The 22,385-nt window shown below is 72.3% G+C and carries 16 protein-coding genes; 6 read left to right on the forward strand and 10 right to left on the reverse strand.

Going from position 1 to position 22,385, the window contains the following annotated elements:
* Positions 1-85: 85 nt before the first annotated feature.
* On the reverse strand, positions 86-1,069 hold the full coding sequence (locus tag CC117_RS27205) for a DUF459 domain-containing protein (protein WP_071089088.1): 984 nt from the start codon (positions 1,067-1,069) through the stop codon (positions 86-88).
* A 511-nt stretch (positions 1,070-1,580) separates the two neighbouring features.
* A complete protein-coding gene (locus CC117_RS27210) occupies positions 1,581-3,269 on the reverse strand; it encodes an MBOAT family O-acyltransferase (protein WP_071089089.1) in 1,689 nt (562 codons plus the stop codon).
* A gap of 219 nt (positions 3,270-3,488) precedes the next feature.
* Here CC117_RS27210 and CC117_RS27215 point away from each other — a divergent pair, with 219 nt between their 5' ends.
* Complete coding sequence (locus tag CC117_RS27215) at positions 3,489-4,397, forward strand: alpha/beta fold hydrolase (protein ID WP_071089091.1); 909 nt, start codon at positions 3,489-3,491, stop codon at positions 4,395-4,397.
* Here the strand turns inward: CC117_RS27215 and CC117_RS27220 are convergent.
* The 5 genes from CC117_RS27220 to greA all read right to left on the reverse strand — a co-directional run bounded on the left by CC117_RS27220 (position 4,372) and on the right by greA (position 10,317).
* Positions 4,372-4,833, reverse strand: coding sequence for a hypothetical protein (locus CC117_RS27220; RefSeq protein ID WP_071089094.1), 462 nt, complete (start codon positions 4,831-4,833; stop codon positions 4,372-4,374). The two genes, CC117_RS27215 and CC117_RS27220, sit on opposite strands and share 26 nt — an antisense overlap.
* Before the next feature lie 99 nt (positions 4,834-4,932).
* On the reverse strand, positions 4,933-6,084 hold the full coding sequence (locus CC117_RS27225; RefSeq protein WP_321572647.1) for a trypsin-like serine peptidase: 1,152 nt from the start codon (positions 6,082-6,084) through the stop codon (positions 4,933-4,935).
* 105 nt (positions 6,085-6,189) lie between these two features.
* Positions 6,190-8,193: a vWA domain-containing protein gene (locus CC117_RS27230; RefSeq protein ID WP_071089097.1), complete on the reverse strand. Its 2,004-nt coding sequence runs from the start codon at positions 8,191-8,193 to the stop codon at positions 6,190-6,192.
* Positions 8,194-8,220: 27 nt separating this feature from the next.
* On the reverse strand, positions 8,221-9,732 hold the full coding sequence (locus CC117_RS27235; RefSeq protein ID WP_071089524.1) for a magnesium chelatase: 1,512 nt from the start codon (positions 9,730-9,732) through the stop codon (positions 8,221-8,223).
* Between the two features lie 99 nt (positions 9,733-9,831).
* A complete protein-coding gene (gene greA / locus CC117_RS27240; protein WP_018634619.1) occupies positions 9,832-10,317 on the reverse strand; it encodes a transcription elongation factor GreA in 486 nt (161 codons plus the stop codon).
* A gap of 560 nt (positions 10,318-10,877) precedes the next feature.
* On the opposite strand from greA, the gene mca reads away from it, so the two are divergent.
* Positions 10,878-11,783 (forward strand): mycothiol conjugate amidase Mca, encoded by a 906-nt coding sequence (gene mca, locus CC117_RS27245; protein ID WP_071089099.1) that lies wholly within the window; start codon positions 10,878-10,880, stop codon positions 11,781-11,783.
* A gap of 162 nt (positions 11,784-11,945) precedes the next feature.
* Positions 11,946-12,341, forward strand: coding sequence for a hypothetical protein (locus tag CC117_RS27250; protein WP_071089101.1), 396 nt, complete (start codon positions 11,946-11,948; stop codon positions 12,339-12,341).
* Positions 12,342-12,418: 77 nt separating this feature from the next.
* On the opposite strand, the gene arfB is transcribed toward CC117_RS27250, so the two are convergent.
* A complete protein-coding gene (gene arfB / locus CC117_RS27255; RefSeq protein WP_071089527.1) occupies positions 12,419-12,859 on the reverse strand; it encodes an alternative ribosome rescue aminoacyl-tRNA hydrolase ArfB in 441 nt (146 codons plus the stop codon).
* Positions 12,860-12,925: 66 nt separating this feature from the next.
* Positions 12,926-15,925: a leucine--tRNA ligase gene (locus CC117_RS27260; RefSeq protein WP_071089103.1), complete on the reverse strand. Its 3,000-nt coding sequence runs from the start codon at positions 15,923-15,925 to the stop codon at positions 12,926-12,928.
* A gap of 248 nt (positions 15,926-16,173) precedes the next feature.
* On the opposite strand from CC117_RS27260, the gene CC117_RS27265 reads away from it, so the two are divergent.
* Together CC117_RS27265 and CC117_RS27270 are read left to right on the forward strand one after the other, a co-directional pair.
* Positions 16,174-18,183 (forward strand): thioredoxin domain-containing protein, encoded by a 2,010-nt coding sequence (locus tag CC117_RS27265; RefSeq protein ID WP_071089105.1) that lies wholly within the window; start codon positions 16,174-16,176, stop codon positions 18,181-18,183.
* Positions 18,184-18,432: 249 nt separating this feature from the next.
* Positions 18,433-19,002: a hypothetical protein gene (locus CC117_RS27270; protein ID WP_071089107.1), complete on the forward strand. Its 570-nt coding sequence runs from the start codon at positions 18,433-18,435 to the stop codon at positions 19,000-19,002.
* Positions 19,003-19,190: 188 nt separating this feature from the next.
* On the opposite strand, the gene trhA is transcribed toward CC117_RS27270, so the two are convergent.
* Positions 19,191-19,808, reverse strand: coding sequence for a PAQR family membrane homeostasis protein TrhA (trhA, locus tag CC117_RS27275; RefSeq protein WP_071089530.1), 618 nt, complete (start codon positions 19,806-19,808; stop codon positions 19,191-19,193).
* 375 nt (positions 19,809-20,183) lie between these two features.
* Between trhA and CC117_RS27280 the strand changes: the two genes are divergently transcribed.
* A complete protein-coding gene (locus CC117_RS27280; protein WP_071089108.1) occupies positions 20,184-22,007 on the forward strand; it encodes a phosphoenolpyruvate carboxykinase (GTP) in 1,824 nt (607 codons plus the stop codon).
* The last annotated feature ends 378 nt before the right edge of the window (positions 22,008-22,385 follow it).

Here is a 22,385-nt window from a genome sequence, read left to right on the forward strand (position 1 = left end):
GTGCCCCGGTGCCCCGGTGCCCCGGTGCCTCGTGCGCTGCGCCCCGGTGCGTCGGGCATGACCTGCTCCGGCCGACCTGTCTACCTCAGCGTGGATGCCAGTCGCCTGCCAGCACGGCGAGGACGGGCGCCGCGGCCATCCGGGCGCCGTCCAGCGTCAGGTGCACGCCGTCGCGGGTGCGGATGAGGACGGAGCGCCCGCCGCTGTCCGTCAGGTAGTCGGTGTAGCGCCCGCCGGTGGACAGCGTCGGGCGCAGGTCGAGGAAGCGCGCGCCGGGCACCCGCTCGGCCGCCGCCCGGGTCGCCTCGTTCATCCGGGTGAAGTAGCTGTTCAGGGTTTCCGACCGGGCGGGCGGCAGGCCGAGCCAGTAGACACGGCGGCTGCCGCCGTCCGACCAGATGCGCATCAGGACGATGGCCCGGCGGCGGTACTCGGCTGCCCACTCGTCGGAGCCCGCGGGCAGGATGGTGCCGTCCGGCTGGGTGATGCCCTGGCCGTCGTTGCCGCCCATCGCGACCACCACGGCCTCCGGGTTGCGTTCGCTGACCTGGTGGCGGGCGTGGGTGGCCCAGTCGAAGAAGTCGGGGCGGACGAGCCCGGTGCCGAAGCGGGTGTCGGTCTCGGCGCGGATCGCCGCCGGCGCGGTGTTCGTGATCGTCGGTCCGAGGGACTCGGTCAGGGAATCACCGGTGACGAGGACCCGCAGCGGATCGGCGGCGGTCGGGGTCCGCAGCCGGGTGGCCTCGCCGCCGCTGCCCTCCCGGCGGGCGGCGCCGTCGCGGCCGTCGGCCGGTGGTTCGGCCAGTGCGGCGGCGGAGGCGAGCTCGGAGCTGTCCGCCTTCGCCCCGGCGGGGTCGGGGTGCCCAAACGCCCTGGTCAGCAGCCGGTCAGGCCGGTCGAGCCAGAGCGTCGAGGTGACCCGGTCCAACGGGCGTGCCACGGCGAGCACCAGGTCGCGGGTGGTCCCCGGTGGCATCCCTTCACCCGCGTGCACCATCGCGGACGACCGCAGCACCGCCAGAAGCCCCAGGCACGCCGTGACCAGGATCAGCGCCCGCCGCGCCGACATCGCCGGGGTCCGCGGGCCCGACGGCGCATCGGGCTCATCGGGTGTGTCAGCGGGAGGGATGGCGGCACCCGTGGCGCGCGGYGCGGTGGATGGCGCCGTCGGCTCGGGAGCGACGGGTCGCGGCGCTGTGGCCTGCGGTGCCCCGGTCTCTGGTGCTGTGGCCTGCGGCGCGGTCGCCCGCGGGGCGGCTGACTGCGGTGCTGTGACCTGCGCGGCCATGGACTGCGGTGCCGTTGACCGCGGTGCCGGGGCGGGGGGCCGCGGCGGGGAGGCCGCCGGCCTGTCGGGATCCCCGCGCGGAGCGGGCGCGGATGGCGCCGATGCCGTGGGCTCGTCGCGCTGCGTCATGGCGTCTCCCGCCGTCATCGGGATGCTTGTATTCGAGCGATTACCTTAAGTGATGATCGCTCGTGCTGCTGGCCGTGCGGCGTTCTGTCCGGTGCGCGTGGAGGCAGCCGGCCGGGGCCTGCCGGCCCCGGCCGGTGAGGTCGGGAACCAGCCGTGGACGGGGTCAGAACCGGAAGTAGATGAACGGTGCGACGTCCTGTTGGCCGACGAAGGTGTAGATGACCAGGAGGAACGCGACCACCAGCACGATCTGCACGCCGAGGGGGCGGGCCGCGAAGACGCCCTGGGCGCGCACCCACCACCAGCGCGGGATGGCGGCCGCACCGAGCCCGGCCGCGATGGCGACCAGCACCGTCGTCGTGACCAGAGGGGCTGGGCCCCAGGCGGTGAACAGCCGGGTGAAGATCTCGCCCGCGGTGCCGAGGTCGGGGGAGCGGAAGAGGACCCAGGCCACGCAGACGAAGTGGAAGACGAGGATCCGGCTGAGCCAGGCTCCGGGGGTGTGCACGGGGCGGCGGGTCGGGGCGGGTGCCGCCAGCGTTGTGGCCACCGGGTCGGCGGCCTCGGTGCCCATCCCGGTGCCGGCCGGAACGCCGCCGGCTCCGGCGTGGGCGCCGAGCAGGGACTCCCGGGAGGGCGTCGGCAGCGGCAGCGCGGGTGGCAGACCGGGTGGCAGGCCCGGCGAGCGGGGCTGGGTGACCGTCCCGGTGGGCTGAATGATGACGTGCTTCGGCCCGGACTCGACAGGTGCGGGGGTGGGGGCGGGGGCGGGGGTGAACCCGGGTCGCTCCGGGCCCGGGCGGCCGTTGCGGTGCGCGCGCCAGGCCCGTTCCGCGGCGAGACCGGCGCCGTGCAGCGCGCCCCACAGGACGAAGGTCCATGCGGCACCGTGCCAGAGTCCGCCGAGCGTCATGGTGATCATGAGGTTGAGGTACGTCCGGCGGCGACCCCGGCGGTTGCCGCCGAGGGGGAGGTAGACGTAGTCCCGCAGCCAGCGGGAGAGGGTCATGTGCCAGCGGCGCCAGAAGTCCTGCAGGCTGACGGCCGCGTAGGGGCGGTCGAAGTTGTCGGGGAACCGGAAGCCGAGCAGCAGGGCCACCCCGATCGCGATGTCCGAGTAGGCCGAGAAGTCGCAGTAGATCTGGACGGCGTAGCCATACACGGCTACGCCGATCTCCAGGGCCGAGTGCTGGCCCGGTGCGTCGAAGACCGGGTCGACGATCCTGGTCGCGATCAGGTCCGCCAGGACGACCTTCTTCACCAGGCCGCCGCCGATGAGGAAGATCGCGCGGGTCACCTGGACCTGCCTGGGGTCCCGCGGGGAGGCGAGCTGCGGGGTGAACTCGCTGGCGCGCACGATCGGCCCGGSGACGAGGTGGGGGAAGAACGCCTCGTAGACGGCGAAGTCGATCAGTGACACGGGGCGGATGTCGCCCCGCCAGACGTCGATCACGTACGACAGTGCCTGGAAGGTGAAGAACGAGATGCCGATCGGCAGCGCCACCTGCAGCAGGGGAAGCGGGGCAGGCAGCCCGACGTCCTGCAGGGCCCTGTCCACGGAGAGGGCGAAGAAGCCGTAGTACTTGAACCAGCCCAGCAGCCCGAGGTCGCAGACGATGGCGGCGATCAGGATCCGGCGGTCCCGCCAGCGGTGGATCGCCACCGCGGCCGCCTGGTTGATCAGTGTGGAAGCCATGATCAGCAGGACGAACCGGGCGTCGGCGTAGGCGTAGAAGAAGTAGGAGGCGCCGAGGATGAAGGGCTTCCACAGCGCGGGGATCGGCATGAGAAGCCAGGAGACGGCCATGACGATCACCAGGAACGCGGCGAACTCGATCGTTGGGAATACCACGCGTAACCGTCCGGCATCTGCTACAGAGAGGATTCAGTCGACTACTGAAAGTAGTCGAGGTGCGGCTGTCGCGCTCCTCGACGTGCCCTCGGCGCACGCCCGGGGACGGCCCTGGTGCGGTTTGCCCGGGACGGACCACCGGCCCGCCCGGGTGATCTGGGGCCGAATCCGTAGCCGTGTACTGACGAGATGGCCAGCCTGTCGCTACCGTCCCGGGGCATGAGAATCGTTCCGGTCAACGGCATCGAACTCGCYGTCGAGACGCACGGTGATCCTGACGGCCTGCCGCTGGTGTTGGTGARCGGGCTCGGGCAGCACCTCATCGGGTGGCATCCCGATCTGCTGGCGAGCATGGTCCGGCGTGGTTACCACGTGATCGTCTTCGACAACCGGGACGTCGGGCACTCCACCCACCTCGACTGGCACGGCCCACCCGACCTGCTGGGCATCGTGGCCGGCCAGCCCGGGCTCGCGCCCTACGGCCTGGAGGACATGGCCGCCGACACCGTCGGGCTGCTGGACGCGCTGGGCCTCGACTCCGCCCATGTCATGGGCGTGTCACTGGGCGGGATGATCGCCCAGCTCCTCGCGTTGACCAGCCCCGACCGGGTCCGCAGCCTCATCTCCGTGATGTCGCACCCGGGCGACCACAGTGTGAAGCCGACCGACGAGGCCATCAACCTGCTGCTGCGGCCCGGCGCGACCACGCTGGACGAGTTCATCCTCGGGGCGGAGGAGTCCGCCCGGGTGATCGGCTCGCCCGAGTTCGCGGTCGACGTCAGCTGGCTGCACAGCCGGTCGAGGGCCCTCTGGGAGCGGCGGCAGAACCCGGCCGGGGTCGCGCGCCAGCTGGCCGCCATCCTGGTCGCAGCGGACCGCTCGGCGGCCCTGGCCGGCCTGCGGGTGCCCACCCTCGTCGTCCACGGGTCGCACGACCCGCTCATCCCCGTCCGAGGCGGGCGGCTGACCGCGGCCGCGGTCCCGTCCGCCGAACTGCTGGAGATCGACGGGATGGCCCACGACCTGCCCCGGGAGATCTGGGCCCGCCTGCTGGACCGGATCGACGACACCACCCAGCACGGCGAGTCGTTGCGGGCGGCGGTCAGGAGCCCGGTTTCACCACCATGAGCACGACGACGAGAATCCAGCAGGTGACCGCGGCGGCGGCGCCGATCGTGATCATGGGCAGCTGGCGGCGGCCGTCACCCCCGCGCTCGATCTCGTACACGGCCCGCCGCAGGTTCCGGGAGACGACGGCCATGGTGATCACGACCGCCGCGATCCACAGTGTCAGCGAGGCCGCCAGCCACGGATCGCCGAGGCCACGCGTGCTGCCGAACGAGCCGGCCCGCAGGATCACCAGACCGAAGCCGGTGACCAGGACCGTCGCCGGCGGGTAGTACCGGGTGGAACGCACCGCGGCCCGCAGCCGGGGCAGGGCCGCCGGGCCGCCGAGGACGAGGCGGGGGGCCRCTGCCGTCGTGACGCAGAGCGGGCCGACGAGCAGGACGGCGGCGAGCACGTGCAGGGTCAGGAAGAGGCCGTAACTGCCTGAGTGAGGCATGCCCGAACCGTATCGGCCCGCCCCCGCCGGGCCGGGCGCGGGGCCGCGCCAGCCTGGCCGGCGTTCGCCGGACGGGCGTCAGAGCTCGCTGGAGGGGTGTCAGAGCTCGCCGGACTGGTAGTAGAGCAGTTCGATCGCGCGTCCGAAGTAGGTGCCGTAGACAGTGTTCGGGTCCCCGGCGTAGGCGTAGCTCACGACACTGTCGACCCAGCCGGCCCCCGGCCCGGCGCGGCCGAGTCCGACGAACAGCGGGCCGCCGCTGGCACCGCCGGTCATGTCGCAGCGCAGACCGATCGRGGTGGTGCCGTACGGGTCGGACGTCGGCGGTCCGGCACAGTAGATCAGCCGGTCGCCGTCGTAGGGCGCGAGGCGCGGGTAGCCGAACGCGTACTGGGCGCTGGTCCGCGGCTGGTTGAAAGCGATCTTCTGGGCACCGACGACGTCCTGGATGTGCCGCCCGCCGAGGGTGTTGAACAGGACGAAGCCGGTGTCGTAGTCGAAGTCGCCGCGCAGCCCCCAGTCCGGGGTGACCGTGATCCGGCGGGCGGTCCACAGCCCGAAGGGCACCGAGCCGTCGGCGAAGCCCGGCATGAAGGCCACGTTGGTCGCGAACTGCCCGCCGAGGCCTTCGTGCAGGCAGTGCCCGGCCGTCACGGCGAGATCCCGGCCCGGGCTGGACACCACCGTCGCGCTACAGGCGTAGTCGATGCCGCGCAGGGTGGTGAACAGCCGGCCCACCGTCCTCGTCACCAGCCCGCCGTAGGTGTAGGGCGTGCCGGTGGCGGGCGGCGGCGGTCCGGTCCGGTCCGGGGCCTGCCAGGTGGCGGCCGGCCCGTCCAGGGCCCGCGGAACGGGTGCGCCGTCCCGGTCGACGGTGCCGGCCGCCTGCGCCCGGGTGCGGCGCTCGGCCGACCAGTACGCCGCGATCCGCGCCTGTTCGACGCCGCTGAGCGCGACGGGCGCCGACATCGGTTCCGCGAGCGGGCGTTCCAGCGGCTCGGAGTAGCGGCCGGCGAACGGCCCGGGCAGATCCTCGGAGATGACGGCGCGTGGCGGCGGCCCCGCGGCCGGGACGCCGCCGGTCGCCACCGCGGCCAGGGCGGGGACGGCCGGGGCCAGAGTGCAGAGCGCGAGTGCAGCCGCGGCGACGACGAGCCGTCGCCGGCCCGCCCGACCGGGACGGTCAGGGTCGTGCCGAGCTGTCTCGTGCCGGTCCGGCCGGTGCTTGTCGTGCCGTGCGCGCTCTGCCACCACGAGCGCGCACGGTAGCAGCTTGATAACGGAAGGTGTTGACGGCGGATGGGTGTGGCCCCACCGGTCCGGTTTGGGTGGCTCAGCGGAACGACCGCCACCGGCTCAGCGGGCAACCCGCCGGGAGCTGCGGGAGTGCAGGTAGTCGTGGATGACGAAACTGCCCAGCGTGGACGGATCGGGGGAGAGGACGCGGCCGCCGTTGCGCCGGGCCATCTCCTCGACGAAGCGGACGAGTCGGGGCTCGTCGTCCAGCATGAAGACGTTGATCGACACGCCGCGGCGGGTCAGCCGGTCCACCTCGGCCAGCGTCAGCTCGAGGGTCTCGGGCATTGGTGGCCAGGAGAAGGACGGGGTGCCGTCCCGCTGCAGGTGGGCGGTGGGCTCRCCGTCCGTCACCACCATGACGACCGGCTCGGACTCCGGGTAGCGACGCAGCAGCCGGCCCGCGATGAGCAGCGCGTGCTGCAGGTTCGTGCCCTGGACCATCTCCGAGTCCAGACCCGCGAGCTCGACGGGCCGCAGCTCCCGGGCGTAGTCGGAGAACCCGATGATGTGCACCTTGTCCTGCGGGAAGCGGGTGGTGACAAGCGAGTGCAGGGCGAGCGCCGTCGACTTCGCCACCCCCCAGGTGCCACGCAGGGCCATCGAGTAGGAGAGGTCGACGAGCAGGCAGACGGCCGCGCTCGTGCGGCGCTCCGTCTCGGCGACCTCGAAGTCGTCGACCGTGAGCCGGATCCGGTTGCCCGGGCCCGGCGGGCCGGCCCGCAGCACCGCGTTGCGCACCGTGCGGACCACGTCGATCGGCTGGGTGTCGCCGAACTGCCAGCGCCGGGACGTCCCGAGCAGGTCGCCGGCGGAACCGGCGTCCGAGTGGGTGTGGTCACCGCGGCCGCGGGCGGTGACGTCCCGGAAGATGCGGGCGAGTGCCGTCTCGCCGATGCGCCGCACCGCCCGCGGGGTGAGCTCGAGCGTGCCGGCGCGGCGGGTGATGAAGCCCTGGCGCTCCAGCTCCCGTTCGACCTGCTGCAGCTGCGCCAGGTCGTCGACGGCGGCCCGGCCGAGCGCCCGCTCGACCGCCTCGGGGTCGACGTCGTCGAGAGAGGCCCCGGGGTAGTCCTGGCTGAGCGAGGCGGCGAGTTCGTCGAGTTCGGCGAGCTCCTCCAGCGCGCTGGTCGCGTCGCCGAGGCCGAGCGGCTCATCCCCGGTCATCGCGCCGGAGAAGCGCCCGCGGCCACGCCCCCGGCCGCGACCGCGCCCGCCCCAGTCCAGCCCGGGTCGGGCGGACCGCAGCGCCCGCGACAGCCGCGACATCTCCCCGGCCAGGCCCATGTCCTCCATCGCCGTGGCCATCAGGTCGGCGAGCTCCTGGCGCTGCGCGGGTGTCAGCCCGGCGAGCAGACGCTCCGCAGCGGCGGCGCGGCGGGCCAGCGCGTCGATCAGCTCGTCGAGATCGCCCGGGTTCTCCGGGAAGAACTCGCCGTGCTGGCGCATGAACTCCGCGAAGCGGTCCTGGGTGTCCTCACCGCGGGCATCCGCCTCGAGCAGCTCGTTGAGGTCACGGACCATGTCGCGCACCCGCGCCATGTCCTCGGGGGTGGCGCCTTCCAGCGCCTGCTTCATGCCGCGGAACTGCGCGTCGAGCACCTCCCGGCGCAGCAGGTCGGAGATCTGCTCGTAGGTCTCCCGGGCCTGCTGCGAGCGCCAGTCGTAGTCGGCCAGCTCGCGGACGGCACGGGCCGGGTCCGAGGGCAGGGCGTCCAGCTCCGCCTCGCGCATCCGCGCCTCGTCCGCAGGGTCGGGGAACAGCGCGGCCCGCTCCTGCCCGACGGCGGTGTCGAGCAGGCGGCGGACCTCCTCCAGCGTCCCGTCGAGGCGGCCGCGGGAACGGGCCTCCCGGCGGCGGCGCTCCACCGCGCGGCGAAGATCGTCCAGACCGCGACGGTTCGGCATGCCGCGGCGCAGCAGGGCCTCGAGGGCCTCCCGGGGCGTACGCCCCTCGAGGATCTCGCGGGACATCTCATCCATGGCATCCGTCGCCGCGAACGGGGACGCGAGCGGGTCGGGCCCGCCGTCCCACGGGCCGTATCGGAACTGTCCGGAACTCACCGGTGCCTCCTAGCCCCCGTAGACCGTCTAGCCCCCGTAGACCGTCCGGCCGGGAAGCTCCTCCTTGGCCAGGCGCCGGTTGAGGTGCAGGCCTTCCATCGCCAGCTCCAGGGCCGCGGCGGCCAGGCCGGGTGACTCCGCGCCATCGACATCCAGCCGGTTGAGGATCGCGGCCAGCCCCGGCACCGGGCCGATCCGGCGCAGCAGCTCGGTGGCCGGGACGAGATCGCCCGTCTCCACCGCCCCGTCGCGCTCGAAGCGCTCCTGGAGGCCCGAGAGGTCGGACCCGGCCAGCTTGGCGCGGAAGGTCTCCGCGATCGCCCGCCGCAGCAGCAGCGCCAGGACGTCGTCCTCGCGCCCCTCCTCCAGCTGGTCGAACTCGACCTTGCCCCGCACCGCCGGGACGATCGCGGCCAGGTCGACGACCCGGGCCGTTGCCGTCTCCTCACCGGTCAGGGCGGCCCTGCGCACGGCCGACGCCGCGACGGTCTCCGCGGCAGCCACCGCCAGCCGGGCGGAGACGCCGGAACGCTGGTCGACCTGCGGGGCCTCGCGCACCAGCCGGGTGAAGCGGGCGACCACCTCGATGAGGTGATCGGGAAGCTCGGGCGTGCCCAGCGGCGAGCCGGCCCAGGAGATGACCGCCTCCTGGCGGATCAGCCGCAGCTCGTCGTCCAGCCGCAGCGGGTAGTGCGTGCGGACCTCGGCACCGAAGCGGTCCTTGAGCGGGGTGATGATGCGCCCGCGGTTGGTGTAGTCCTCCGGGTTCGCCGAGGCGACCAGGAGCAGGTCCAGGGGAAGCCGCAGCATGTAGCCGCGGACCTGGATATCCCGCTCCTCGAGCACGTTGAGCAGCGCCACCTGGATGCGCTCGGCCAGGTCGGGCAGCTCGTTCACGCTGAAGATGCCGCGGTTGGTCCGGGGGACCAGCCCGTAGTGCACCGTCTCCGGATCGCCGAGCGTGCGGCCCTCGGCGACCTTGACCGGGTCGACGTCGCCGATGAGGTCACCGACGCTCGTGTCCGGGGTCGCGAGCTTCTCGCCGAACCGCTCGGAGCGGTGCCGCCAGGTGATCGGCAGCTTCTCGCCCACCTCGGCGAGCAGCAACCGGCAGCGGCCGCAGACCGGCGCGTACGGATGATCGTTGATCTCRCACCCGGCGACGGACGGCGACCATTCGTCGAGCAGGCCGACCAGGGTGCGGATCAGCCGCGTCTTGCCCTGGCCACGCTCGCCGAGGAACACGATGTCGTGCCCGGCGAGCAGGGCCCGTTCGACCTGCGGGAGAACGGTGTCGTCGAATCCCACGATGCCCGGGAAGCGGTCCTCGTCCGACCGCATCCGGGCCAGCAGGTTGCCCCGCAGCTCGGCCCGGACCGACCGGTGCACATGGCCGGAACGGCGCAGGTCGGCCAGGGTGATCACGGTCGGCGGGGGCCCGGACGCGGCCGGGTCGGCCGTCGTGGGGACCGCCGCGCCGGCGGCGGTCTGGTGCGTCGGAGGCGTGGACGGACGGTGCGGAGCCGGCGGATCTGCCACCAGCCGACGGTACGTCCACACCGGCCCGCGCGCAGCGGAGTGGGAGGCCGTCCGCTTATGGCGTAGTCGCCCCGGCGGCCCCGGCGGCCTGGGCCGCGCTCACGGCGAGTACGGCGAGACCGAGACGATCTCCACCTTGGCCGCACGCCCGTTGGGCAGTGTGTACGTGACCGTCTCGCCGGCCTTGTGGCCGGTGACGGCGCCGCCGAGGGGGGAGGCGGGGGAGAAGACCTCGATGCTGGCGCTGTGATCCTCACGTGAGCCGATGAGGAACCGCTCGGTCTCCTTCTCGCCGGGAAACCGGATCTCGACGATGGTGCCGGGGCCGGCCTCACCGGACGCGGCACCCGAGGACTCGCCGACGCTGGCGTCGCGCAGCAGATCCATGAGCTGGCGGATGCGGGCCTCCTGCTTGCCCTGCTCCTCCTTGGCCGCGTGGTAGCCGCCGTTCTCCTTCAGGTCGCCTTCCTCACGGGCGGCCTCGATCTTCGCGGCGATCTCCGTACGCCAGGTGCCCGTGAGGTAGTCCAGCTCGGAGCGAAGTCGGTCGTAGGCCTCCTGGGTGAGCCAGGTCTGCTGCGTCACGCGTCACGCTCCTCGAGGGATACCAAAGTTCTTACTTTAACGGAGGGAGCATCGGCTCCCGGCCGCACCGCCACACCGCCACACGGTCCACCACCGCGCGCGGATCCGCCCCCGGCCGGGGGCGGCGGCCGGCGCGGGATCAGGCCGAGCAGGTGATCCGGCCACTCCTGACGCCGTTCCCGGCCGCCAGGCCGTCCGTGAGGACAACCGGTGCGGCGCCGCGGCGGCCGTCGCTGGCGGCCGGGCCGACGACGATGTCGGACCTTCAGCCGGATCCCGGCGGGCCGGCTGGCGGCCTGCCGGTCGGGCGACCGTGCGTCTTCGGGGCGGTATGTCTCCGCCGATCGTGCGTTCTCGGGTTCGGGCGTCATCGGAGTGTGCGCGGACTGTGCATTCTGCCACGGCGCTCGGTAACATTTCCAGATCGCACGTGAACTGGGTCTCCTTCTCTGACCGTTCTCCGGATACGCGCCGCCCGTCGGTCGGGCCCGTCCACGCCGATCCACGCCGATCCGCGGCGGTCCGGCGGTCGTCGTCGTCCGTCCCATTCGTCAGCCACAATGGGGCGCATGCTCCCGGCCGACGAGGAGCGCGGGCTGCGGCTCATGGCCGTCCACGCGCATCCCGATGACGAGTCCAGCAAGGGCGCGGCGACGATGGCGCGCTACTCCCACGAGGGCGTCGAGGTGCTGGTGGTCACGTGTACCGGCGGTGAGGCGGGCAGCATCCTCAATCCGGCCATGGACACGCCCGCGAACCTCGCCCGGATGCCCCAGGTCCGGCAGGAGGAGATGGAGCGGGCCCGGAAGATCCTCGGCGTGCGCCAGGAGTGGCTCGGGTTCGTCGACTCCGGGCTGCCCGAAGGTGACCCGCCGCCGCCSCTGCCCGAGGGGACGTTCGCCACGCTGGACGTCACCGTGGCCGCCCGCCCGCTGGTGCGCCTGATCCGGCAGTTCCGCCCGCAGGTCCTGACGACCTACGACGAGAACGGCGGCTACCCCCACCCGGACCACATCATGACGCACCGGATCAGCGTCGAGGCGTTCGAGGCGGCCGGCGACCCGCAGCGCTACCCCGAGGTGGGCACCGACGTCGGCCTGGCCCCCTGGCAGCCGCTGAAGCTCTACTACCACCTCACCTTCCACAAGGACCGCATCCTTGCCCTGCACCAGGGAATGCTTGCCGCGGGCCTGGAATCGCCCTACGCGAAGCGGCTGGGCGAGTGGATCGACCGGGCGGAGGACGCGGGCCGGCTGACCACCCGGGTGYGCTGCGACGACTGGTTCGAGGTGCGTGACCGTGCCCTGCTGGCGCACACCAGCCAGGTGGATCCGACCGGGCCGTGGTTCCAGGTGCCGCTCGCCCTGCAGCGGGAGGCCTGGCCCACCGAGGACTACCAGCTCGCCCGGTCCCTGATCGAGGTCGGTGTGCTGCCCGAGAACGATCTGTTCAACGGCGTTCGCTGAGGGCGCCCCRCCGCCTCCGCCGCCCGCCGTGGCCGGCCGGTGCCGCCGCGCGGCGCGCTGCGGCGGCGGGTGAACGTAAGGTCGGCTGACGGACGGACGTCGCGATGTGCGGGCGTACGGGAACGTCGGGGAACTGACGGAACGGACAGGAGGTGCCGGTCGGTGTCTGACACGTCCGGCGGACTGCGGCTCGCCGCGGAGATAGGCACGGGCACCAGTGGTGCCCTGGTGGTCTTCGCACTGATCCTCGCGTCGGTTGCGCTCTTCGTGTTCCTCTCGCGGAGCCTGCGCAGGATGCGCGCGAACGTCGCCAGCGGAGAGTTCGGGTCGGGTCCCGCCGACAGGCCGGCGGCTCCCGGCGGCCCGGCGCCGGAGTCCAGCAGCGCGGGCGACGGCTCGGGCTCAGGAGCAGGCGCCGGGGAGACCGGTGCCGCGCCCAGCGGTGACCGGGCCGCTACGGCGGCGACCACCTCAGCCGGGGCGGCCGGGACGGGCACGCTCCCGCGTCAGCGCGAGGGAAAGGGCACCGGGGAGGACGTCGGCTCCGACCCCGCCTGACCGGGGCCGGTGCTGTGAACCCTGCCCGGTCACGGCACGACCACCAGCCGTCGGCGACTGCTAACCGTCGGCGACTGCTAGTCGTCGGCGCCGGGGGTCCGGCCGCCGCGCTGCCGCTTGACCTGCGCCCGCCGCTTCTTCCCGGCGAGCCTGCGCTCGACCGAGCCGCGCGTCGGGTTGGTGGGTCGCCGGGAGCGTGGCGGCGGGGCGGTGGCCTCCCGCAGGGCGGCTGCCAGCCGCTCCAGCGCCGCCTCCCGGTTGCGCAGCTGCGACCGGTGCTCGGACGCGGCCAGGGTGAGCACCCCGCCGACCAGCCGGCTCCCGAGCCGGGACACCGCCCGGCTCCGCAGCTGCTCCGGTACGGATGGTGAGCCCGCCACGTCGAAGAGCAGCTCCACCCGGCTGTCGGACGTGTTCACCGACTGCCCGCCCGGGCCGCCGGACCGGGAGTACCGCCACGTCAGCTCGCCGGCCGGGATCCTGAAACCCGGCCGGATCACCAGGACGTCCGGCAGCATCATCACATCGTGCCAGGCCGTGCCGGGGGAGTCCCGGGGATTTCGGCCCGGGACCCGCGGCGCCGGTCAGCCCAGCGCGATGTTGACGATCCGGCCGGGGACCACGATGAGGCGTTTCACGGTCCGGCCGGAGGTGTGCCGGGCGTAGTCCGCGTGGGCCTCGAGCACCTGGCGCACAGCGGCCTCGTCCGCGTCGGGCGCGACGTCGATCGTGAACCGCACCTTGCCGTTGACCTGCACCGGCATCCGCACCGTCGAGGCGGCGGCGAGCGTCTCGTCGCCTTCGGGGAAGGGCACCGTGGAGACCGAGCCGGTGTGCCCGAGCCGGCTCCACAGCTCCTCGGCGAGGTGCGGCGCGAGCGGTGCCGTCATCAGCACCATCGCCTCCGCCAGCTCGCGGGGCGGCCCGTCGAGGCCGGCGCCGAAGTGCTTGCTGGCCAGGTTGGTCAGTTCGATCAGCCGGGCCACCGCGGTGTTGAACCGCAGCTCGGCGTAGTCGGCCCGGACGGTCAGGATCGTCCGGTGCAGTGCCTGGGTGACCTCGTCACCGAGCGCGGCGTCGCGGACCCGGGGGGCACCCGTCTCCTCGTCGATGATGTTGCGCCAGAGCCGCTGCAGGAACCGGTAGGAGCCGACGATGTCATCGGTGCGCCACGGGCGGTGGGCGTCGAGCGGGCCCATGGCCATCTCGTACACGCGCAGCGTGTCGGCCCCGTAGCTGTCGTACATCTCGTCGGGGCTGACGCTGTTCTTGAGGCTCTTGCCCATCTTCCCGGAACGCCGGTTGACCGGTGCTCCGTCGTGGCGGTACGTCCCGTCCTCGTCGCGGACGACCTCGGCGGCGGCGACGTACATGCCCCGCTCGTCGGTGAAGGCGTCGGCCTGGATGTAGCCCTGGTTGTAGAGGCGCTTGAACGGCTCCCGGGTGGAGACCAGACCCAGGTCGTACAGCACCTTGTGCCAGAAACGGGCGTAGAGCAGGTGCAGCACGGCGTGCTCGACACCGCCGACGTAGAGGTCGACACCGCCGTCGCCGGCCGGCCCGCGCTCGGGGTGCATCCAGTAACGCTCGACGGCGGGGTCGACGAAGCTCTCGGTGTTCGTCGGGTCCAGGTAGCGCAGGTAGTACCAGCAGGAACCGGCCCACTGCGGCATGGTGTTCGTCTCGCGCCGGTACGGGCGCGGGCCGTCCCCCAGGTCGAGGGTCACCGTGGTCCACTCCGTGGCCCTTGCCAGCGGCGGGACGGGCTCGCTCTCGTCGTCGTCGGCCATCGCCCGGGGCCGGAAGTCGGTCATCTCGGGCAGCTCGACCGGCAGCAGGTGCTCGGGCACGGCCAGCGGCAGGCCGTCGTCGTCGTAGACGATCGGGAACGGCTCGCCCCAGTAGCGCTGGCGGGAGAACAGCCAGTCGCGCAGCCGGTAGGAGCGGGTCGCGCGGCCGCGGCCGGCGTCCTCCAGCCAGCCGATCGTCGTCTTGACCGCCTCGCCCTTCGACAGCCCGGTCAGCGCCGGCAGGTCGGGCGGGCCGGGCAGGTAGGCACCCTCGCCGGCGAACGACTCCGGCCAGGACGCCGCCGGCGCCCCGGCGGGCAGCTCGCGCTCGGCGAACCAGGCCGCACCGGGATCCAGCACGGCCACGACGGGCAGGCCGAACTCGCGGGCGAAGGAGAAGTCCCGCTCGTCGTGCGCCGGCACCGCCATGATCGCGCCCGTGCCGTAGCCGAGCAGCACGTAGTCGGCCAGGAAGACCGGGATCACCCCGCCGCCGACCGGGTTGGTCACGTACGTCCCGGTGAACACGCCGGTGCGGTCGATCTCGGCCCCGCCGCGCTGGCGGTCGCTGCGCCGGCCGGCGAAGGTGCGGTAGGCGTCGACGGCGGCCCGCGGGCTCCACTGCTCGTCGGACGTGCCGGCGGGGCGGTCCTGCCCGAACCGCCAGCCGGCGGGAGTGCCCGCGGGCCAGGTGTCCGCGGTCAGTGCGTCGACGAGCGGGTGCTCGGGCGCCAGGACCAGGAAGCTCGCCCCGGGCAGCGTGTCCGGGCGGGTGGTGTAGACCTCGATGTCGACGCCCGCCCTGTCACCGGCCGCGGTGGAGAAGCGGACGGTGGCGCCGTCACTGGGCCCGATCCAGTTCCGCTGCATCTGCTTGATGGAGTCGGGCCAGTCGACCAGGTCGAGGTCGGACATCAGCCGGTCGGCGTAGGCGGTGATCCGCATCATCCACTGGCGCAGCGGGCGCCGGTAGACCGGATAGTTGCCGATGTCGCTGCGCCCCTCGGGCGTGACCTCCTCGTTGGCCAGCACCGTGCCCAGGCCGGGGCACCAGTTCACCAGCTCCTCGGAGATGTAGGTCAGCCGGTGCGCGTCGAGGACGCGGCGCCGCTCGGCCGGGGTCAGGTCGGCCCACTCGGCGCGGCGCGGGTTCGCCTCGAGGGTGGCCGGGCYGGCGGCGGAACGCCGCCCGCTCTCGAACTCCTCGACCAGCTCCTCGATCGGGCGGGCCCGCCCGGCGGCCTCGTCGTACCAGCTCCCGAAGATCTTCAGGAAGATCCACTGGGTCCACCGGTAGTACGCGGTGTCCGTGGTGGCGATCTCGCGGCGGGTGTCGTGGCCCAGGCCCAGCCGGGCGAGCTGGCGCTGCATGTTCGCGATGTTCGCCTCGGTCGTCACCCGCGGGTGCTGRCCGGTGTTGATGGCGTACTGCTCGGCGGGCAGCCCGAACGCGTCGTAGCCGAAGGTGTGCAGGACGTGCCGGCCGTTCATCCGCAGGAAGCGGGCGAAGACGTCCGAGCCGATGTAACCCAGTGGGTGGCCCACATGCAGACCCGCCCCGCTCGGGTAGGGGAACATGTCCAGCACGTAGAACGGGTCGCGCCCACGGACCGCGTCGAAGCCGCCGGAGAGCGGGCCGGTCGGGTTGGGTGACTCGAAGGTGCCCTCGTCGAGCCACCGCCGCTGCCAGTTCCGTTCGATCTCGGCGGCGAGCCGGGAGTCGTACCGGTGGGGCAGGTCGCCGTCGCCGCCCGCGGGTGCCGCAGGGGTGTCGCGCTCGGTGGGCTCGTTCATGGCTGGTCGCATCCCAAGGCATCGATCACTGTTGACCCGCTCCCGCTCGCGCGCCCGGGTCGGTGCCGGGCGACCGCGGAGCCGGCCGGGGTCGTGGGCCCGTGCGGCGGTCCTGGCGGTGGCGCCGGTCGCGGACCGGGGCGGGTGAGCGGCGGGGATCACCTCTGGCGTCCAGCGTATCCGGGCCGCCTCGATCGTTGCCGGCGGTGCCGCCGTGACCGGCCCGTCGCCGGTGGCATGGTGGTGCGGTGCCCAACAAGCTCGCGGAGCAGACGTCCCCCTATCTCCTGCAGCACGCCGACAACCCGGTCGACTGGTGGCCGTGGGGGCCCGAGGCCTTCGCCGAGGCCACGGCCCGCGGGGTGCCGGTGCTGCTCTCGGTCGGCTACGCCTCCTGCCACTGGTGCCACGTCATGGCGCACGAGTCGTTCGAGGATGCCGAGATCGCCGCGTACATGAACGAGCACTTCGTCAACATCAAGGTCGACCGGGAGGAGCGCCCCGACGTCGACTCGGTCTACATGGACGTCACGGTCGCGCTCACCGGGCACGGCGGCTGGCCGATGACGGTCTTCCTCACCCCCCGGGCGGAGCCGTTCTTCGCCGGCACCTACTTCCCGCCGCGCCCGCAGCGCGGGCAGACGTCCTTCCCGCAGCTGATGACGGCCATCGCCGACGCCTGGACGCAGCGCCGGGAGGAGATCGAGGAGTCCGGTGCGGACATCGCCCGCCGGCTTGCGGAGATCGTGGCGCTGCCCGGCGGCACCGCCGGGGGCGGGGCGGTCCCGGCGGTCACCGCCGAGCTGCTCGACGGCGCGGTCGCCGGCCTGGCCGAGAAGTTCGACGCCCGGCACGGCGGCTTCGGCGCCCGGCCGAAGTTCCCGCCGTCGATGGTGGCGGAGCTGCTGCTCCGGCACTGGGCGCGCACCGGCGACCCACAGGCGCTGGCGATGGTGGTGACCACCTGCGAGCGGATGGCCCGCGGCGGTATCTACGACCAGCTCGCCGGCGGTTTCGCCCGGTACAGCGTCGACGACACCTGGACCGTCCCACACTTCGAGAAGATGCTCTACGACAACGCCCAGCTGCTGCGGGTCTACCTGCACCTGTGGCGGGCGACCGGCTCGCCGCTGGCCGAGYGCGTCGTCCGGGAGACCGTCGAGTTCCTGCTCACCGACCTGCGCACCCCCGAGGGCGGCTTCGCCTCCGCCCTGGACGCCGACGCCGTTCCCGCCGGGCAGCCGGGCGCACACGCCGAGGAGGGCGCCTCCTACTCGTGGACGCCCGCGCAGCTGACGGACGTCCTCGGGTCGCAGGACGGGCCCTGGGCTGCCCAGGTCCTCGGGGTCACCGAGGCCGGGACCTTCGAGCACGGCACCTCCGTCCTGATGCTTCCCGCGGACCCGGAGGACCCGGACCGGTTCGCCCGCATCCGCGCCGCGCTGGCCGCCGCGCGGGCACGCCGGCCGCAGCCCGCCCGCGACGACAAGATCGTCTCGGCCTGGAACGGGATGGCCGTCGCGGCACTCGCCGAGGCCGGCGCGCTGTTCGCCGAACCGTCCTGGGTCGAGGCCGCCACCCGGGCCGCCACGCTGCTGCGGGACGTCCACCTGCACGAGGGGCGGCTGTGGCGGACCAGCCGTGACGCCCGCCGGGGGCCCGGAGCGGGAGTGCTGGAGGACTACGGGTGCGTCGCCGAGGGCTTCCTCGCCCTGCACCAGGTGACCGCCGACCAGAGCTGGCTGACCCTCGCCGGCGAGCTGCTGGACGTCGTCCGGGCCCGTTTCGCCGCGCCGGACGGAGGCTTCTTCGACACCGCCGACGACGCCGAGGCGCTGTTGCGCCGACCGCGCGAGTCCTCCGACTCGGCCACCCCGTCCGGGCAGGCCGCCGTCGCCGGTGCTCTGGTGACCTACGCGGCGCTGACCGGGTCGGCCGAGCACCGTGACGCCGGACTGACGACGGTCGGACTGCTCACCCCCCTGCTCGAACGGGACGCCCGCTTCGCCGGCTGGGCGGGCGCGGTGGCCGAGGCGGTGCTGGCCGGCCCGGCGGAGGTCGCCGTCGTCGGCCGGCCTGACCTGGAACGGCTGGCCAGGCTCGGTACCGCACCCGGCGCGGTTGTCGTCACCGCCGGCCCCCTCGCCGAGGGCCGGGACGTCCCAGCGGTCTACGTGTGCCGGGACTTCGTCTGCGAACTGCCCGTGACGACGGCCCAGGAGGTCCGCGCGAAGCTCGGCGTCCACCTGCCCGGGTGACCCGGGTCGCGTTCGCTGAGACCGAAACCGGCTGGCCGGGCCCGACCCGCGAGTGTGATGATTCTGATGTAAGCGTGTAATCAGGACCGATGGGGCCAGTAGCGTGACGGGAGACGGCCGGCGGTCGGACGCCTGGTCTCCGGCCGCACGCGTGCCGGCCGGCGCCGTCGGGTGTCGGTGGGTGTCGTCGGGTGTCGGTGGGTGTCGTCGGGTGTCGGTAGGTGCCGTCCGACCAGTGAGGGGACTGTCATGGCCGGTCTTCGAGGGCGTGGGCCTGCGCGGGGAGGCGACGGCGGCGACACCGTCTCCGCGGACGAGGTCGCGGCCTGGTTCACCGCCCGGGTACCCGAGGGCTGGTTCACCGGCCCACCCAGAGTGACGGTCGACCGGGACGAGATCACGGTCGTCGGCGCGCTGCCCCCGGGAGACCCGCACCCCGGGGACCCGGCGGCCGGGCCGGCCCCGTCGGCTGGCGGAGCGGGGCGGACCCGGCGCTTCCGGGAGGAGACCCGGGACGTCCGCATCGAACTCGCCCGCGACGCCGAGCACCAGTTCGGCCGCAAGGTGTCCTGGGGCGTCTCCCTCGGCGGGGGCACCGAGTTGTTCACCACGTTGTCCGTTCCGGTGATGACCCGTCTTCGGCAACCGGAACGACAGGTTCTGGACACCCTCGTTGATTCGGGAGTCGCGCGCAGCCGAAGCGAGGCCCTTGCCTGGTGCGTCCGGCTGGTCGGCGAGAACGCCGACGAGTGGCTCGCCCGGTTGCGTGAAGCCATGGAAAAGGTCGAGCAGATCCGGGCGGAAGGCCCAGGGATTTAACGCTCCGGGCATCTGCGGGCGGATTTCGTCACGCTGCGTCGGGCCGGGGCCGGGCGGTCTGTCCTGTGTGCCTCCGGATGGGCGCCGCCGGACCGGGTGAATCAGGAATCCCCCCTCACGGGGGAKGGTGGTGTTCCGTGCTCAGGTGACGTTCCGCATTCGTGCGTTGCTGCGTGTACGCGGGTGGCTCAACCCAGCATTGCGATCATCAGGGCGATGTAGTGGCAGCAGGCGGCGACCAGAGTGAAGGCGTGGAACACCTCGTGGTAACCGAACGTGGTCGGTGCGGGGTCCGGTCGGCGTGTGGCGTAGACCACCGCACCAAGGCTGTAACATGCGCCGCCGACCAGGAGCAGCACGATTGCCGCCACCCCGGCCTGGTGGAGCAGTTCGGGCATGACGAACACGGCCACCCAGCCGAGTGCGATATAGAGCGGGATGATCAGGTAGCGCGGGGAGTGGAGCCAGAGCATGCGCAGCAGCACGCCGAGGGCTGCGCCGCCCCAGACGACGCCCAGCACGATCCGGGCGGTCCGCTCGGGCATCGCGATGAGCGCGAACGGGGTGTAGGTGCCGGCGATGAAGACGAAGATCATCGAGTGGTCGAGGCGCTTCATCAGCGACCGCGTGCGTGAGGTCGACCACACTTTTCGGTGATAGAGGGCACTGGTTCCGAACAGTGCCGCAATACTGACGGCGTAAACCGCCACACCCAGGCGGGCCCTCAGTGTCGTGGCCAGTGTCAACGCTATGACGCCGAGTGCGAGGCTCACAGGGAAAGCTCCGGCGTGTAGCCAMCCCCGCATGCGTGGTCGCACCAGGTCACGCGGATGGGTGTTCAGTGGTGCGCCGGTGGAGCCCAGGGTCTGACGCGCGAGGGTGGCCACAGGGGAGAAGGATATCGGGTCGCCATCGAGGTCACGAAGCGGAGCGGGTCAGTGCCGGTCGGTCCGTCCCGGTGCGTGATGGATCCTACGTTTCCGCGCACTGCCTACCGCGCGACTCTGCACCGAAAGCGCGGTACAGTCTAATGATCCTGAACGCGGCCTCGAACTGCCCCGTTTCCCGCAGGTTTGTACCTGGGTGTCTGGTGGTGTTCGGGTGCGAACGCGGCACCTGGCTACGGCACTCGCACACGGGACGAGAACGCGACAGGTTCAACTCGACCGGAGGTGTGAGCTGTGACGACCGCGGCACAGATTCCCGGGCTGGATGCCGCCCCCACCAAGCACGCCAGGCTGATCGCCTGGGTGCGTGAGATCGCCGAACTCACCCAGCCGGACCGTATTGAGTGGTGCGACGGCTCGGAGTCCGAGTTCGATCGGCTGACCTCGCTTCTCACTGAGAAGGGCACACTGGTCCGRCTGGCCGACAAGAAACGCCCGAACAGCTTCTATGCGGCGTCGGATCCCAACGACGTCGCGCGGGTGGAGGACCGGACGTTCATCTGTTCGGAAAAGGCAGAGGACGCCGGTCCGACGAACAACTGGCTGGATCCCGCGGAGATGCGGGTAAAACTGGGCGAACTGTTCACCGGGAGCATGCGCGGGCGGACGATGTATGTCGTTCCATTCTGCATGGGGCCGCTCGGGTCGCATATCTCCGCGCTCGGGGTCGAAATCACGGACTCGCCATATGTCGTCATCTCGATGCGCACGATGACCCGTATGGGAACGCCGGCCCTTGAACAGCTCGGCGAGGATGGTTTCTTTGTCCCCGCGGTGCATTCACTGKGCGCTCCGCTGGAGCCGGGCGCGGTAGACGTCCCGTGGCCGTGTAATACGACGAAGTACATCTCGCACTTTCCGGAGACCCGGGAGATCTGGTCGTACGGGTCGGGCTACGGCGGTAACGCCCTGCTCGGCAAGAAGTGCTACGCCCTGCGTATCGCGTCGGTCATGGCACGTGACCAGGGCTGGCTCGCGGAGCACATGCTGATCCTCAAGCTGACCTCGCCGCAGGGGAAGGTCCACTTCGTGGCCGCGGCCTTCCCGTCGGCGTGCGGCAAGACCAACCTGGCGATGCTGATCCCGACGCTGCCCGGCTGGAAGGCCGAGACGGTCGGTGACGACATCGCCTGGATGCGCTTCGGCGAGGACGGCCGGCTCTACGCCGTGAACCCGGAGGCGGGCCTGTTCGGCGTGGCTCCCGGCACCGGTGAGGAGACCAACCCGAACGCCGTGAAGACCCTCTGGGGTAACGCGGTGTTCACGAACGTCGCCCGCACCGACGACGGCGACGTCTGGTGGGAGGGTCTGACCGCGGACAAGCCCGCGCACCTGATCGACTGGAAGGGCCGGGACTGGACCCCCGAGTCGGCGGAGCCGGCGGCCCACCCGAACGCCCGGTTCACAGTCCCGGCCAGCCAGTGCCCGACCATGGCGCCGGAGTGGCAGGACCCGGCGGGCGTGCCGATCTCGGCGATCCTGTTCGGCGGCCGCCGTGCGACGGCCGTCCCGCTGGTGACCGAGGCCCCGGACTGGCAGCGCGGTGTCTTCTTCGGCTCGATCGTCGCCTCCGAGACGACCGCGGCCCAGGCGGGCGCCATTGGCAAGCTGCGGCGCGACCCGTTCGCCATGCTGCCGTTCTGCGGCTACAACATGGCCGACTACTTCGCCCACTGGCTGGAGATCGGCAAGCGCTCCGAGCCCGGCAAGCTCCCACGGATCTACTACGTGAACTGGTTCCGCAAGAGCCCCGAGGGTCGCTTCCTGTGGCCCGGGTTCGGTGAGAACAGCCGGGTGCTGGCCTGGATCGCCGCTCGTCTCGAAGGCACGGCCGAGGGCGTCGAGACGCCGCTGGGCATCCTGCCCGCGCCGGGCGAGCTGCCCGTCGAGGGCCTGGACGTCCCCGCCGACGACCTCGAGACGCTGCTGAGCGTCGACACCGAGGTGTGGCGGCAGGAGGCCGAGCTGATCCCCGAGCACTACAAGACCTTCGGTGACCGCCTGCCGGAGGAGCTGTGGGCTGAGCACGAGGCTCTGATCAAGCGCCTCAACGGCTGAGGCCTTCGGCGACCCGCTCGCCCGTCCCCGTCGACGAACCGGCGCCCGCGATCATTCGCGGGCGCCGGTTCGTCGTTGCCGGTCCAGTGGGTGGCCGGTGGGTCGACGGTGATGCATCCCGGGGGCGGTGCCTGGCTCCGTCGGGCCAGGGAGCGGTGGGGCCCAGCTCACGGTGGCGAGCGTCTCATCGCAGCGGGATGCCCGGACCTCCGCTGTTGTGTCATCTGAGAAGAACTGCGCGGTTTCGTACCGTGAGATTCTTCGCAGACGGTGACCAGTGGCCGGCGATCGCCGAGCATAGACCACGAAGGGCACACAAAGACAAGCGAAGCGTGTTGTAAGAAGTTGGTCGCCATCTTGCGGGGTGACGGCTAACGT

This window comes from Parafrankia colletiae, from assembly GCF_001854655.1.
Lineage (GTDB): Bacteria > Actinomycetota > Actinomycetes > Frankiales > Frankiaceae > Parafrankia > Parafrankia colletiae.

What these genes read in the sequence shown, in the direction of transcription:
- CC117_RS27205 (WP_071089088.1), bottom strand. Translation starts at nt 1,069, where the DNA reads ATGTCGGCGCGGCGGGCGCTGATCCTGGTCACGGCGTGCCTGGGGCTT.
- arfB (WP_071089527.1), bottom strand. Translation starts at nt 12,859, where the DNA reads ATGCTGCCGGACGTCCTGGTGATCCGGCCGGGTTTCAGGATCCCGGCC.
- CC117_RS27270 (WP_071089107.1), top strand. Translation starts at nt 18,433, where the DNA reads ATGGCCGGTCTTCGAGGGCGTGGGCCTGCGCGGGGAGGCGACGGCGGC.